The sequence below is a fragment of the Pararhizobium sp. LjRoot235 genome (genome assembly GCF_964254145.1).
In the GTDB taxonomy this organism is placed as follows: Bacteria; Pseudomonadota; Alphaproteobacteria; order Rhizobiales; family Rhizobiaceae; genus Pararhizobium.
In genome coordinates this window covers 2,655,466-2,668,360 of record NZ_CAXUSP020000001.1, presented here as the reverse complement: position 1 = coordinate 2,668,360, position 12,895 = coordinate 2,655,466, and the positions used below count along the sequence as shown (strand labels likewise).

Here is a 12,895-nt window from a genome sequence, read left to right as displayed (position 1 = left end):
AGCGACCGGAGCCGCTTTCTCAAGTGGTCAAACGGTCTTAGCGGACCGGCGGTGCGTACTGGATGCCGCCCTTGCTCCACAGGGCGTTCAGGCCACGCTCGATCTTGAGCGGGCTGCCAGTGCCGATGTTGCGGTCGAAGATTTCGCCGTAGTTGCCAACGCCCTTGATGATATTTACGGCCCAGTCGTTTTCGAGGCCGAGATCGGTACCGATCTTGGTGTCGGCTTCAACGCCCAGGAAGCGCTGGATGTCCGGGTTCGGGGACTTCTTCATCTCTTCAACGTTGGCCTGGGTGATGCCGAAATCTTCAGCGTTGATCAGGGCATAGTGCACCCAGCTGACGATGTCGAACCACTGGTCGTCGCCCTGGCGAACGACGGGGCCGAGCGGCTCCTTGGAGATGATTTCCGGCAGGATAATGTGATCGTCGGGGGCAGCAAGCGTCAGGCGCAGCGAATAGAGGCCCGACTGGTCGGTCGTGTAGACGTCGCAACGGCCGGCATCATAGGCGGCGTTTACTTCATCGAGCTTTTCGAAGACGACCGGGTTGTACTGAAGGTTGTTGGCCTTGAAGTAGTCGGCAAGGTTCAACTCAGTGGTGGTGCCGGTCTGGACGCAAACGGCGGCGCCGGAGAGTTCGAGCGCCGACTTCACGTTCAGAGACTTGCGGACCATGAAGCCCTGGCCGTCGTAGTAGTTGACCGGGCGGAAGTTGAAGCCGAGCGCGGTATCGCGGTTGATTGTCCAGGTCGTGTTACGCGCAAGCACGTCCACTTCGCCCGACTGAAGCGCCGGGAAACGATCCTTGGCGGAGGTCGGGGTGTATTTCACCTTGGTCGCATCGCCGAAAATGGCGGCGGCAATGGCCTTGCAGTAATCGATGTCGAAACCGCTCCAGTTGCCGGATGCGTCAGGGGACGCAAAGCCGGTCAGGCCCGAGTTGACGCCGCACTGCAGGAAGCCCTTTGCCTTGACGTCGCCAAGCGTCGTTGCCGACGCGGCCTGGCTGCCAATCCCCATGACGGCAGCGCCGATGAGCGCTGTCAAAATTCTTTTTGCCATTTTTAGAACCTTTTTCTGTTGTCTTTGTTCCCGTCCGATACCTGCTGCTCGCTGTCGAGCGCAGGGTGCGGCGCCCGCCACCCTCCTGGCGCGAGTGCTGTCTATCTCATTCCCAAAACCTCGCAGGGTCAAGACATGTTGCCGTTTTTCTGGGCCGCGCGGGTAGAATCGTTGCCGAAGCCGCATGTTTGGGCAATTTTTAGCTATGGAAAGCAGTTTTTTGTATAAAAAACCGTCAAAATCGAAATTTTCGTCAATTGCATAGCCGTTGGTATCGGAGTCTCTTGACCCATCCGGGGAGCGGGCCGACAAGTGCGGCAACACGATTGACCTCAGACGGATTCTCCCATGAATGAAAAGAAGAGTTTTCTCGCAAGCGCGGGGCCAAACACCCTGCTGGCTCACATCGGCAACGATCCCATGGACTACCACGGCTTTGTCAATCCGCCCGTCGTGCACGCATCGACAGTGCTGTTTCCCAATGCTGCGACCATGGAAAGCCGTTCGCAGAAATATACCTATGGCACGCGCGGAACGCCGACCACCGATGCGCTGTGTGAGGCGATCGACGCATTGGAGGGCTCGGCCGGTACCATCGTCGTTCCGTCAGGCCTTGCCGCTGTAACAGTACCGTTCCTGGCCTTCCTGTCGGCTGGCGATCATGCGCTGATCGTTGATTCCGTCTATTTCCCGACGAGGCATTTCTGTGACACGATGCTGAAAAGGCTTGGGGTAAGTGTCGAATACTACGATCCGATGATCGGGGCCGGCATCGAAAGCCTGATCAGGCCGAACACGAAACTCGTGCATACGGAAGCGCCGGGCTCCAACACATTCGAAATGCAGGATATCAGGGCGATTTCGACGGTCGCGCACAGGCATGGCTGCGTGGTGACCATGGATAATACCTGGGCGACGCCGCTTTATTTCAAGCCGCTCGACCACGGCGTCGATATCTCGATCCATGCGTCGACCAAATATCCCTCCGGTCATTCCGATGTCCTGCTCGGTACCGTCTCGGCCAATGCCGCGCATTGGGAGCAGCTCAAGGAAGCCAATATCACGCTCGGCATCTGCGGATCGCCGGATGACAGCTATCAGATCCTGCGCGGTCTGCGCACCATGGGCGTGCGTCTCGAGAGGCACCAGGAAAGCGCGCTGTATATCGCCCGGTGGTTGGAAGAGCGCGAGGACGTTGCGCGCGTTCTGCATCCTGCGTTGCCGAGTTTTCCGGGCCATGAGCTCTGGAAGAGGGATTTTGCGGGCTCCAGCGGTATCTTCTCCTTCGTCCTGAAGGCCAAGAGCCAGCCTCGGTTCAAGCCGAAGGCGCATGCTTTCCTCGACGCGCTGTCACTGTTTGGGCTTGGCTATTCCTGGGGCGGCTTCGAAAGCCTTGCTCTCCACGTCGGCCTTTCCGACCGCAAGATCTGCACGGCGCCGAGCGAAGGCCCGGTTCTTCGCCTGCAGATCGGACTGGAGGACGTGGCGGATATCCGCAAGGATATCGAGGCTGGTCTCGCGGCGGCGACAGCCGTCTGATCCTCCCGCATAATTCCTTAAGGCGGAATCGACTTAAGGATAAAATTATGCAGCACTTTCAAAGTTCTAAAGCGCCCCGTGTCAAATATGACGCGCGGCGTTCTAGTCAAGCGGCTCGTATCCATAGAGCCAGTCGAAATCGGCGGCCAGGCTTTCCGGCCGCCGTATCGACAGAACCAGATCACGCGCCAGCTTGACCGGACCGCGGGCATGATAGACGAAACGGTTGAACGCTCCACGCGAACGCACTCGGGCGATTCGGCGTTTCCTGTGCTCGGCAAAAGCGGCGAGGGACTGCCCGGCGACGGCGAAGGACGCAAGTTCAAAGGCATCTTCGATAGCCATCGCAGCGCCTTGGGCGGCAAACGGCATCATCGCATGAGCCGCGTCACCGATCAGCACGGTTTGTTCGCCTTGGTGCCAATTGCCCTCGCTCACGCCGTAAAGGGGCCAGATCGTCGGCTCCGGTGCATTCCGCAGCATATCGACAATTTCGGGATGCCAGTCGGCAAAAGCGGCCAGCAGCTGTTTTCGCCACTCACCCTGGGGCAGGGCGCGATCCGGCATTTCGTCCGGATCGTCGCCGCCGGCGATCGCAACCACATTGAAGCTGCGCACTTGCGGTAGCGGATACACCACGAGGTGCGAACCGCCGCCGAGGAACGCCGATACGTTCCTTGCATCGAAAATGGCTGGGGCATTTGCCGCATCCAGCGTCAACCGCCACGCGATATTTCCGGAAAACTGCGCTTTTCCGGAACCTTGGACATGATTCCTGATCGTGGACCATACGCCGTCGGCGCCGATAACGAGACCTGGTTCTTTCCCCGTGGTCCGGGTCAGGGAATCGCGCGATGCATCAACGATCCGCACGCCGAGATGCAGGCGGCACGATGGCTCGGCTTCAACAGCACCAAGCAGAACCTTCTGAAGGTCGGCGCGATGCAGGACGCCGTAGGGCGATGTCCAGCGATCCCGCGCGAAGCGTCCCGACGGGACAGAAGCAATCGTTCGAAGCGAGGTTCCGTCGACAAGGCAGATTGCCGCTGGTTCGCTCCAGACTTGTTCCAACGGCCGCGCGAGGCCGAGTTTCGCCAAGATACGGGTGGCGTTGGGGGAGAGTTGCAATCCGGCGCCGGTCTCGCTCAGGACCGAAGCCTGCTCGAGGATATCGCTGGCGATGCCCTTGCGAGCAAAACACAGGGCTGTTGTGAGACCTGCGATGCCGGCTCCCACGATCGCGACAGGCCCGCGCTGCGTCATCGAAGAAACTTTCGCGGGGCGGGGCTCAGGCCGCTTTCGCATTGAAAGTGCAGCCGTCCGGTACCGTCTGGTCCGCATGAAGCCCTGCATTGTAGCGATAGAGCGTCGAGCAGTAAGAGCAGACCTTCTCGTTGTCATCGCCCATGTCAATATAGATGTGAGGATGGTCAAAGGGCGCCGAGGCACCTGTGCACATGAATTCCTTCACGCCGATCTCGATCACAGCGTGGCCGCCGTCGTTCTGAAAGTGAGGGATACCGTGCCCGGCCATGTCGTGCTCCACTTGCGTCGTCTGGAAGAATAGTCGAATTCGGCGGCACCATAGAAAGCTTTGCGGAAAAAGTGTAGCGGCAAAGATGCCGCGGCCACGCGTTTTTTGCCGCGCCGGGGTTTTCCCCATCGGGCCGGTATCATAGGTTCGACGAAAAACAGGACATTCCCATGGATTTGAATCCACCGCCTTTTTCGACATTTTCCCATGATGGGCTGAAGATTGCTTATTTCGACGAGGGCAACCCGTCGGGCGATCCGATACTTCTTATTCATGGATTTGCCTCCACCGCCAATGTGAACTGGGTCTTTCCGGGATGGCTGAAGACGCTCGGCGATGCCGGATATCGGGTGATTGCTCTCGACAATCGCGGCCATGGCGCCAGCGACAAGCCTCATGATCCGACCCTTTACCATCCATCGGCAATGGCAGGCGATGCGATAGCGCTTCTCGACCATCTCGGCATCGCCGAGGCGCATGTGATGGGCTACTCCATGGGCGCCCGCATATCCACCTTTCTGACACTCGCCAATCCTCATCGTGTCCGCTCTCTCATTCTCGGCGGGCTCGGCATCGGCATGGTGACCGGCGTCGGCGAATGGGACCCGATCGCCGACGCGCTCACCGCACCTTCTCTTGATGTGGTGACCCACGCCCGCGGCCGTATGTTCCGCGCTTTTGCCGACCAGACCAAGAGCGACCGCAAGGCGCTCGCGGCCTGCATCTCCACCTCACGCGACCTTCTTTCCGTCGAGGAAGTGGGCCGGATCGACGTGCCGGTGCTCATTGCGGTGGGAACGAAGGACGATATCGCCGGCTCGCCCCAGGAGCTTGCCACGCTCATACCCCACGCGCTGGCTCTGGATATTCCCGGCCGGGATCATATGCTTGCCGTCGGCGACCGGGTCTTCAAGAAGGCGGCGCTGGAGTTTTTGGCGAGGGTGGGGCAGGCGTGAAGCATCCGGAGCGTTTTAGCGCTCCTTTTTATGGCCAGCCATTTATATCCGGTTCGATTTGGCCTATATCTGATCGGACGACGGACTACGAAGGAGAGCGGCGATGGTCGCCAGAACTGACTTACGCGCGACCGAGACCGTGAAGATCATGGACCCGATCTGGGATAGCCTGCAGGAGGAAGCGCGCGCCGCTGCCCAGCAGGATCCCTTGCTTGCGGCGTTTCTCTATTCGACCATCATCAACCAGCGTTCGCTGGAAGACAGCGTCATCTACCGCATCTGCGAACGGCTCGATCACCCCGACCTGCAGGCAAACCTTCTGCGCCAGACCTTTACCGAAATGCTGGAAGACTGGCCGGAATGGGGCGCCATCCTGCGCGTCGATATCCAGGCCGTCTACGACCGTGATCCGGCCTGCACGCGGTTCCTGGAGGCGATCCTCTATTTCAAGGGCTTCCATGCGATCCAGACCCATCGGCTGGCGCATTGGCTGCTCAATCGCGGCCGCCGCGATTTCGCCCTCTACCTGCAAAGTCGTTCGTCCTCCGTCTTCCAGACAGACATCAATCCGGCGGCGCGCGTCGGCAAGGGCATATTCCTTGATCACGCAACGGGACTTGTCGTCGGCGAGACGGCGGTGATCGGCGATAATGTATCCATCCTGCATGGCGTGACGCTCGGCGGCACCGGCAAGGAAGGCAGCGATCGTCATCCGAAGATCGGCAACGGCGTGCTGATCGGCGCGGGGGCGAAGATTCTCGGCAACATCCACATCGGCAATTGCTCGCGTGTTGCTGCAGGCTCCGTCGTGCTCAAGGAGGTTCCGGCGAAAACTACGGTGGCCGGCGTTCCGGCGCGCGTCGTGGGTGAAGCCGGCTGCTCCGAGCCGTCGCGTTCGATGGACCAGTTGCTCGTTTCCTTCGAGATCTGATTTGCTGCGATTTGTCGGCTGGTGGTGGCGCCAAGGGGTTTACACCGCTTGAGGCTCCGTGCAAGAAGCGGCGCAAATCAAACCCGTCATGGAGAAAAGACTTGAAGCCCGAAGAAATCAGAAAGCTCGAAGCCTATTTCAAGCGCACTTTCAACCAGTCGATGGTCATCAAGGCGCGTCCGAAGAAGGACGAGTCCGCCGAAGTCTACCTCGGCGACGAGTTTCTGGGCGTAGTCTTCCGCGATGAGGAAGACGGCGAACTGTCCTACAATTTCTCGATGGCCATTCTCGATATCGACCTCTGATCGCTCGTTATAGTTGATCTTTTCCTTTTTAACCCGGTTCTGATATTCAGACCGGGTTTTTTCGTAAAGTCATACTTTTATTTATTTTTTCGCGGAATATGCTCCAATTCCGCTCTATTTCATCAAGCTGTTGCAATAACAGTGTTTTATTGCGTTGCACGTATACATTGACTTTATTGTGCGGTGCACATAAGTTGGTGTCGTCGTGAGGCGTCAAAAAAAGAGGAGCAGCCCGATGTTCAATTTGGAAGATGCAAACAAGAAAAGCAAAGAAACGATGGATACGATGTTGAAGAGCTATGGAACGTTGACGAAGGCTTTTCAGGCGATCGCCACTGAGGCCGCGGATTATTCGAAGAAGGCGTTCGAAGACAGCATTGCTCACGTCGAAAAGATCACCACCGTCAAGAGCGTCGAAGCTGCCTTTGAGCTGCAGACCAAATATATGAAGTCGGCTTACGAAGGCTATATCGCTGAAGCCACGAAGATCGGCGAAATGTACGCCGATCTCGCCAAGGACGCATACAAGCCCTACGAAGCACCGATCGCCAAGGCAGCGGCAGCCGTCAAGTCCGCGACCGCCGCAGCGGCGTAAAGCTTTCGGATCGCAAACCTAGTTGTGAAAAACCGGCCGCGCATCCCGCGGCCGGTTTTTTGTTGTCTGCGTGGATCCGAACGATTGGCAGCCCAAGAAAGTTGGTCAATCTTGTGCCCCATGACGCAAATATGATTGCAGTGCAGGAGAACAGCCTTAAAATCCGGAAAAGAACCACTAGATTATCTGTCACGAACAGGCCGTGAATCCTCCCAAGCATTTGCGGCCGGACAAGGGAATGAAGTAGAATGATCGCCATGCCGGTCCGGATGCAAAAAGACAGCGACGGGGATGGGGGCAATGCCAATCGCGGCACGTCTGTCATCACTCGGACAAAGCCGAAGACCAAGAAGCCAAGCCTGTACCGCGTACTGCTTTTGAATGACGACTACACGCCGATGGAATTCGTGATCCACATCCTGGAGCGTTTTTTTCAGAAGGACCGCGAGGCGGCTACCCTGATCATGCTGCACGTCCACAATCACGGCGTGGGTGAGTGCGGTGTCTTCACGTACGAAGTTGCCGAAACCAAAGTGACGCAAGTGATGGATTTCGCCCGCCAGCATCAGCACCCGCTGCAATGCGTCATGGAAAAGAAATGAGGAACTGACGTGCCAACATTTTCAACCAGCCTTGAAAAGGCGCTGCACCAGGCTCTGACGCTAGCCAATGAGCGCCATCACGAATACGCCACGCTGGAACACCTGCTGCTGGCACTGATCGACGATGCCGATGCGTCGGCGGTCATGGGCGCGTGCAACGTCAATCTCGACAGCCTCCGCAAGACGGTGTCCGACTATGTCGACAATGAGCTCGGCAACCTGGTCACGGGTTATGATGAGGATTCCAAGCCGACGGCGGGTTTTCAGCGCGTCATCCAGCGGGCGGTCATTCACGTTCAATCGTCGGGCCGCGAGGAAGTGACGGGCGCCAATGTTCTCGTTGCCATCTTCGCCGAACGCGAGAGCCATGCCGCCTATTTCCTGCAGGAGCAGGAGATGACCCGCTATGACGCGGTCAATTTCATTTCGCACGGCATCGGCAAGCGGCCGGGTTCCTCCGAGACGCGCACCCCGCGCGGGTCCGATGAGCCGGAATCCGAACAGAAGCCTTCGCGTGAGCAGGACGAAGCCGGACCGAAGAAACAGCAGGATGCGCTGACCGCCTACTGTATCAACCTCAATGAGAAGGCCAAGGGCGGCAAGATCGATCCGCTCATCGGCCGCCATTCGGAGGTCAATCGCACTATCCAGATTCTGTGCCGCCGTTCGAAGAACAACCCGCTCTACGTCGGCGACCCCGGTGTCGGCAAGACGGCGATCGCCGAAGGGCTCGCCAAGCGCATCGTCGAGAAGAAGGTGCCGGAAGCGTTGCAGGACGCGACGATTTTCTCGCTCGACATGGGCACGCTCTTGGCCGGGACACGCTACCGCGGCGACTTCGAAGAGCGTCTGAAGCAGGTCGTCAAGGAACTGGAAGACTATCCGGGCGCTGTCCTGTTCATCGACGAGATCCACACGGTGATCGGTGCCGGGGCAACCTCGGGCGGCGCCATGGATGCGTCCAACCTGTTGAAGCCGGCTCTGTCCTCCGGGTCAATCCGCTGCATCGGTTCGACCACCTACAAGGAATATCGTCAATTCTTCGAAAAGGACCGGGCACTTGTCCGCCGTTTCCAGAAGATCGACGTCAACGAACCGACGATCCCCGATACCATCGAAATCATGAAGGGCCTGAAGCCCTATTTCGAGGACTACCACAAGCTGAAATACTCGAACGAGGCGATCAAGTCTGCCGTCGAGCTTTCGGCCCGCTATATCAACGACCGCAAGCTGCCGGACAAGGCGATCGACGTGATCGACGAGACCGGTGCCGCGCAAATGCTTCTGCCGCAAAACAAGCGGCGCAAGCTGATCACCGAGAAGGAGATCGAAGCGACGATCGCGACGATGGCCCGTATTCCACCGAAGACCGTTTCGAAGGACGACGAGACCGTTCTCGCCAATCTGGAAAAGGAACTGCGTTCTGTCGTCTATGGTCAGGATCTGGCGATCGAAGCTCTGGCGTCGGCGATCAAGCTCGCCCGCGCCGGTCTTCGCGAACCGAACAAGCCGATCGGCTCCTATGTCTTCTCCGGTCCGACCGGCGTCGGCAAGACGGAAGTCGCAAAGCAACTCGCAGTCTCGCTCGGCGTGGAACTGATCCGCTTCGACATGTCTGAATATATGGAGCGCCATACGGTCTCGCGTCTGCTTGGCGCGCCTCCCGGCTATGTCGGCTTCGACCAGGGTGGCCTTTTGACCGACAGCATCGACCAGCACCCGCATTCGGTGTTGCTGCTCGACGAAATCGAGAAAGCCCATCCGGATCTGTTCAACATCCTGCTGCAGGTCATGGATCATGGCTCGCTCACGGATCACAACGGCAAGAAGATCGACTTCCGTAACGTCATCCTGATCATGACGACGAATGCCGGGGCGTCCGACATGGCCAAGGCCGCGATCGGCTTTGGTTCCTCGAAGCGCGAAGGCGAGGACATCGAGGCGCTGAACCGGCTGTTCACGCCCGAATTCCGCAATCGTCTCGATGCGGTGATCCCGTTCGGCTCGCTGCCGACGCCGGTCATCCATCAGGTGGTGCAGAAGTTCGTCATGCAGCTCGAAACGCAGCTTGCCGAACGCAACGTCACCTTCGACCTGCATCAGGACGCAATCGCATGGCTGGCCGACAAGGGCTATGATGAGAAGATGGGCGCGCGGCCGCTGGCACGCGTCATTCAGGAAAGCGTCAAGAAGCCGCTGGCCGACGAAATCCTCTTCGGCAAGCTGAAGAAGGGTGGTGTCGTCAAGGTGACTGTCGGCGTCAAGGCCGATGGTACCAAGGGTCTGATCCTCGACGCCGTGCCGGAAACGGCGCGAATCAAGCCGAAGGCTGAAGTCGTCGCACCGGTGCGCAAGTCCTCCAAGGCGGTAAAGCCGAAGGAAATGGAAACCGTCGGAGCTGAACCGGAAGGCGGTGCGAAGCCGAAGAAAGCTGCGAAAGCAGCCGTCAAGACCGAGCAACCGGCGAGCGCCATCACTCCTGAAGCGCCCCGCAAGGGACGTACGGTGCCGAAGGTGCCGCGCAAGAAGTAAGCGGCGCCAACATAGAGACACAGTGCCGGGCGGAATGGTCCGGCACTGTTTTTCTGTGGCATGAACCAGCGGATGTTTTAATGAATCGTGGTGAAATGGCCGGCTCTGCGCGGCATTGGTTCCTGAGCGGGATGACGGGCATTTTCAGCCTGCCGGCGATCATCCTGATGCTGTCCTTTGTCGGCTTCTGCGCCTTTACCGCGCAGGCCGGCATTCCGGTCGAGCAGGTGGTGTTCATGACCGGCGCCGTTTGGGCGCTGCCGGCCAAGGTCATCCTTGTCACCGCGATCCTCGGCGGCGCCAATGTCCTGACAGCCTTTATCGCGGTGACACTGTCCTCCATCCGGCTGATGCCGATGGTGGCGGCCCTCGTGCCGGAGATCCGCACGGAGAAGACACCGACCTGGCTTTTGCTTTTCCTCTCCCATTTCATCGCGATCACCGCCTGGGTTTTCACGATGGAGCGGGTGCAATCGGTGCCGCGCGAGCGGCGGATCGCCTTTTTTGCTGGTTTCGGCATCACGCTCGTCCTTGCCAATATGGTGCTGGTGGCCGTCGTCTACCGGTTCGTGGCGGAGTTTCCGCCGCTTGTCGCCGGCTGCCTGTTCTTCCTGACACCGGTCTATTTCCTCGCTTCGATCTGGAGTTCTGCGCGCCACCCGGTGATCTATGTCGCCCTGATCGTCGGCCTTATCGCCGGCCCGGTGTTCTACTGGCTCGCACCGGAATTCGACATCCTGCTGGCAGGCGTCGGCGGCGGGACGGCCGCCTGGCTTGCTGAGCGCAGTTGGCGTCAGCGCAAGGGCGCGCGTGCATGACCGTGCTCGACGGATGGTGGGCTTACGTGTTCATTGCGATCGCAGGCTGGCTTGCGACGGATATCTGGCGCTGGCTGGGCGTGCTGGCGGGTAACCGGCTGCGGGAGGATTCAGAAGCTTTGAGCTGGGTGAGGGCGGTTGCGACGGCGCTGGTGGCAGCGGTTATCGCCAAGCTCATTCTTTATCCGACCGGCGTGCTTGAACAATCGCCGCTCTGGCTCCGCCTCGGATCCGTTGTCGCTGGCGCCGCCGCCTTTTTTATCGGGCGCCAGAGACCAGGGGTCGGTATCGCCACGGCCATCGCGGTTCTGGCCGTGGGATTGTACATGTTGGGATTCTAAAAAGCCTCAACCTGCGAGGGCTTGCTTGATTTTCTCAGCATTCGCGGCAAGAACCGCACTATCTTCCATCTTGCCGGAATGCGGCCGCAACGGCACGCCCTCGCGACGGGGAATGACGTGGAAATGCAAGTGAAACACCGATTGACCCGCCGGTGCTTCATTGAATTGCATGACCGTCACGCCGTCGGCATCGAAGGCCTCCTGCACCGCGATGGCGATTTTTTGAACGACCACAATCAACGGCCCAAGCGTTGCCGGATCGGCATCAAGAATGTTGCGTGAGACCGCCTTTGGGAGGACCAGAACATGGCCTTCCGCCTGTGGCATGACATCCATGAAGACGACGGTGGCATCGTCTTCATAAACCTTTTGCGCGGGGATTTCGCCGCGCAGGATCTTGGCGAAGATGTTGTTGCTGTCATAGGCGGCGCTGCTCATCTGCGTCTTTCCTTCTGGGGTTTTGTTTTTTCAAGTGCTTGTCTTGTCAGTCGTCTATCTCTTGACGGGCGCCTTTGCGGAAAGGGCTGTGATCTGCAAGCATATCGCCGATCTGCTCGACGTCCCGCCGCTCGCGTTCGAGATAGTCGGCCACAGCCCGCTTCAATCCCGGATGGGCAATGAAATGCGCCGAATGGGTCGTCACCGGCAGGTAGCCGCGTGCCAGCTTGTGTTCGCCTTGGGCGCCCGCCTCCACGCGCTTCAGCCTCCTGGCAATCGCGAAATCAATCGCCTGATGGTAGCAGACTTCGAAATGCAGGAAGGGATGGTCTTCGATGGCGCCCCAGTGGCGGCCGTAAAGCGCGTCGCTGCCGATGAAATTGATCGCGCCGGCTATATAGCGGCCGTTGCGCCTGGCCATGACCAGCAGGACGTCGTCCGCCATCCGCTCGCCGATCAGCGAATAGAATTTGCGGGTAAGATAGGGACGGCCCCATTTGCGGCTGCCGGTATCCATGTAGAAAGCGAAGAATTGGTCCCAGACGCTTTCGGTCAGGTCCTTGCCGGTCAGCCAGTCGATGCTGATGCCATGTTCAAGCGCTGTCCGGCGCTCCTTCTTCAGTGCCTTGCGTTTCCTGGAAGCGAGCGTTTCGAGGAAGTCGTTGTGGGATGCGTAGCCGTCATTGACGAAATGAAACTGCTGGTCGGTCCGGTGCAGGAAGCCGGCGCGCTCGAATGCCGGCATTTCCTCTTCCGGCACGAAGGTTACATGCGCCGATGACACCTTGTGACGGCGCGCCAGTTCCTGCAACCCGGCCACAAGTGCCTCGCGAACCGCGCTCTCATTGGCATCGGGCGCGCTCAGAAGCCGCGGACCGGTCGCCGGCGTGAAGGGGACCGAGCACTGCAATTTCGGATAGTAACGCCCGCCGGCCCGCTCCAGCGCATCGGCCCAGCCATGATCGAAGACATATTCGCCCTGGCTGTGGTTTTTCAGATAGCAGATGAGGCCGCCTGCCAGAGTGCCGTCGCTCCCCTCCATCAACAGATGCTGGCCAAGCCATCCGGTATCCGCCGTCGCCGAGCCGGAGTCCTCCAGCGAAGAAAGATAGGCGTGGGAAATGAACGGATTGTAGAGACCGCCGGGTTGTCCTTTGGCGGCTCCGGACAATCCGTCCCAGCTTTCCTTCGAAATATCCTGAAAGGAGGTTTCGATGCGGATTTTCACTTCGCCGGTCATT

14 protein-coding genes are annotated in these 12,895 nt (G+C 59.1%); 9 read left to right on the top strand and 5 right to left on the bottom strand.

The window, feature by feature from the left end:
* Positions 1 to 37 precede the first annotated feature (37 nt).
* Positions 38 to 1,063, bottom strand: a complete 1,026-nt coding sequence (locus tag ACSQ2Z_RS12785; protein WP_436081550.1) for an amino acid ABC transporter substrate-binding protein — start codon at positions 1,061 to 1,063, stop codon at positions 38 to 40.
* A 348-nt stretch (positions 1,064 to 1,411) separates the two neighbouring features.
* On the opposite strand from ACSQ2Z_RS12785, the gene ACSQ2Z_RS12780 reads away from it, so the two are divergent.
* Positions 1,412 to 2,602, top strand: a complete 1,191-nt coding sequence (locus ACSQ2Z_RS12780) for a cystathionine beta-lyase (protein WP_436081549.1) — start codon at positions 1,412 to 1,414, stop codon at positions 2,600 to 2,602.
* Positions 2,603 to 2,704: 102 nt separating this feature from the next.
* Here the strand turns inward: ACSQ2Z_RS12780 and ACSQ2Z_RS12775 are convergent, their stop codons facing one another.
* Positions 2,705 to 3,865, bottom strand: a complete 1,161-nt coding sequence (locus tag ACSQ2Z_RS12775) for an FAD-dependent monooxygenase (RefSeq protein WP_436081548.1) — start codon at positions 3,863 to 3,865, stop codon at positions 2,705 to 2,707.
* A 25-nt stretch (positions 3,866 to 3,890) separates the two neighbouring features.
* Positions 3,891 to 4,136 carry a zinc-finger domain-containing protein gene (locus ACSQ2Z_RS12770; protein WP_436083067.1) on the bottom strand — a complete coding sequence of 82 codons (246 nt, stop codon included), beginning with the start codon at positions 4,134 to 4,136 and terminating at the stop codon, positions 3,891 to 3,893.
* Positions 4,137 to 4,306: 170 nt separating this feature from the next.
* On the opposite strand from ACSQ2Z_RS12770, the gene ACSQ2Z_RS12765 reads away from it, so the two are divergent.
* From ACSQ2Z_RS12765 to ACSQ2Z_RS12730, 8 genes are all read left to right on the top strand, one after another.
* Entirely contained in the window at positions 4,307 to 5,092 is a 786-nt protein-coding gene (locus ACSQ2Z_RS12765; protein WP_436081547.1) for an alpha/beta fold hydrolase, read from the top strand.
* A 103-nt stretch (positions 5,093 to 5,195) separates the two neighbouring features.
* The gene (gene cysE, locus ACSQ2Z_RS12760) at positions 5,196 to 6,023 is read left to right on the top strand and encodes a serine O-acetyltransferase (protein ID WP_436081546.1); all 828 of its coding nucleotides are present in this window, start codon (positions 5,196 to 5,198) and stop codon (positions 6,021 to 6,023) included.
* A gap of 101 nt (positions 6,024 to 6,124) precedes the next feature.
* A complete protein-coding gene (locus ACSQ2Z_RS12755; RefSeq protein WP_018325192.1) occupies positions 6,125 to 6,328 on the top strand; it encodes a DUF3126 family protein in 204 nt (67 codons plus the stop codon).
* A gap of 235 nt (positions 6,329 to 6,563) precedes the next feature.
* Complete coding sequence (locus tag ACSQ2Z_RS12750; protein WP_436081545.1) at positions 6,564 to 6,923, top strand: phasin family protein; 360 nt, start codon at positions 6,564 to 6,566, stop codon at positions 6,921 to 6,923.
* A gap of 248 nt (positions 6,924 to 7,171) precedes the next feature.
* Positions 7,172 to 7,525, top strand: coding sequence for an ATP-dependent Clp protease adapter ClpS (clpS, locus tag ACSQ2Z_RS12745; RefSeq protein ID WP_037123938.1), 354 nt, complete (start codon positions 7,172 to 7,174; stop codon positions 7,523 to 7,525).
* 9 nt (positions 7,526 to 7,534) lie between these two features.
* Positions 7,535 to 10,057, top strand: coding sequence for an ATP-dependent Clp protease ATP-binding subunit ClpA (gene clpA, locus ACSQ2Z_RS12740; RefSeq protein WP_436081544.1), 2,523 nt, complete (start codon positions 7,535 to 7,537; stop codon positions 10,055 to 10,057).
* Positions 10,058 to 10,137: 80 nt separating this feature from the next.
* On the top strand, positions 10,138 to 10,875 hold the full coding sequence (locus ACSQ2Z_RS12735) for an AzlC family ABC transporter permease (RefSeq protein ID WP_436081543.1): 738 nt from the start codon (positions 10,138 to 10,140) through the stop codon (positions 10,873 to 10,875).
* A complete protein-coding gene (locus tag ACSQ2Z_RS12730; protein WP_436081542.1) occupies positions 10,872 to 11,216 on the top strand; it encodes an AzlD domain-containing protein in 345 nt (114 codons plus the stop codon). The genes ACSQ2Z_RS12735 and ACSQ2Z_RS12730 overlap by 4 nt, the downstream gene beginning before the upstream one ends.
* Before the next feature lie 6 nt (positions 11,217 to 11,222).
* Here the strand turns inward: ACSQ2Z_RS12730 and ACSQ2Z_RS12725 are convergent, their stop codons facing one another.
* Both ACSQ2Z_RS12725 and ACSQ2Z_RS12720 read right to left on the bottom strand, forming a co-directional pair.
* Positions 11,223 to 11,654, bottom strand: coding sequence for an HIT family protein (locus tag ACSQ2Z_RS12725; RefSeq protein ID WP_436081541.1), 432 nt, complete (start codon positions 11,652 to 11,654; stop codon positions 11,223 to 11,225).
* Positions 11,655 to 11,700: 46 nt separating this feature from the next.
* Complete coding sequence (locus tag ACSQ2Z_RS12720; RefSeq protein ID WP_436081540.1) at positions 11,701 to 12,894, bottom strand: GNAT family N-acetyltransferase; 1,194 nt, start codon at positions 12,892 to 12,894, stop codon at positions 11,701 to 11,703.
* Between the last annotated feature and the right edge of the window lies 1 nt (position 12,895).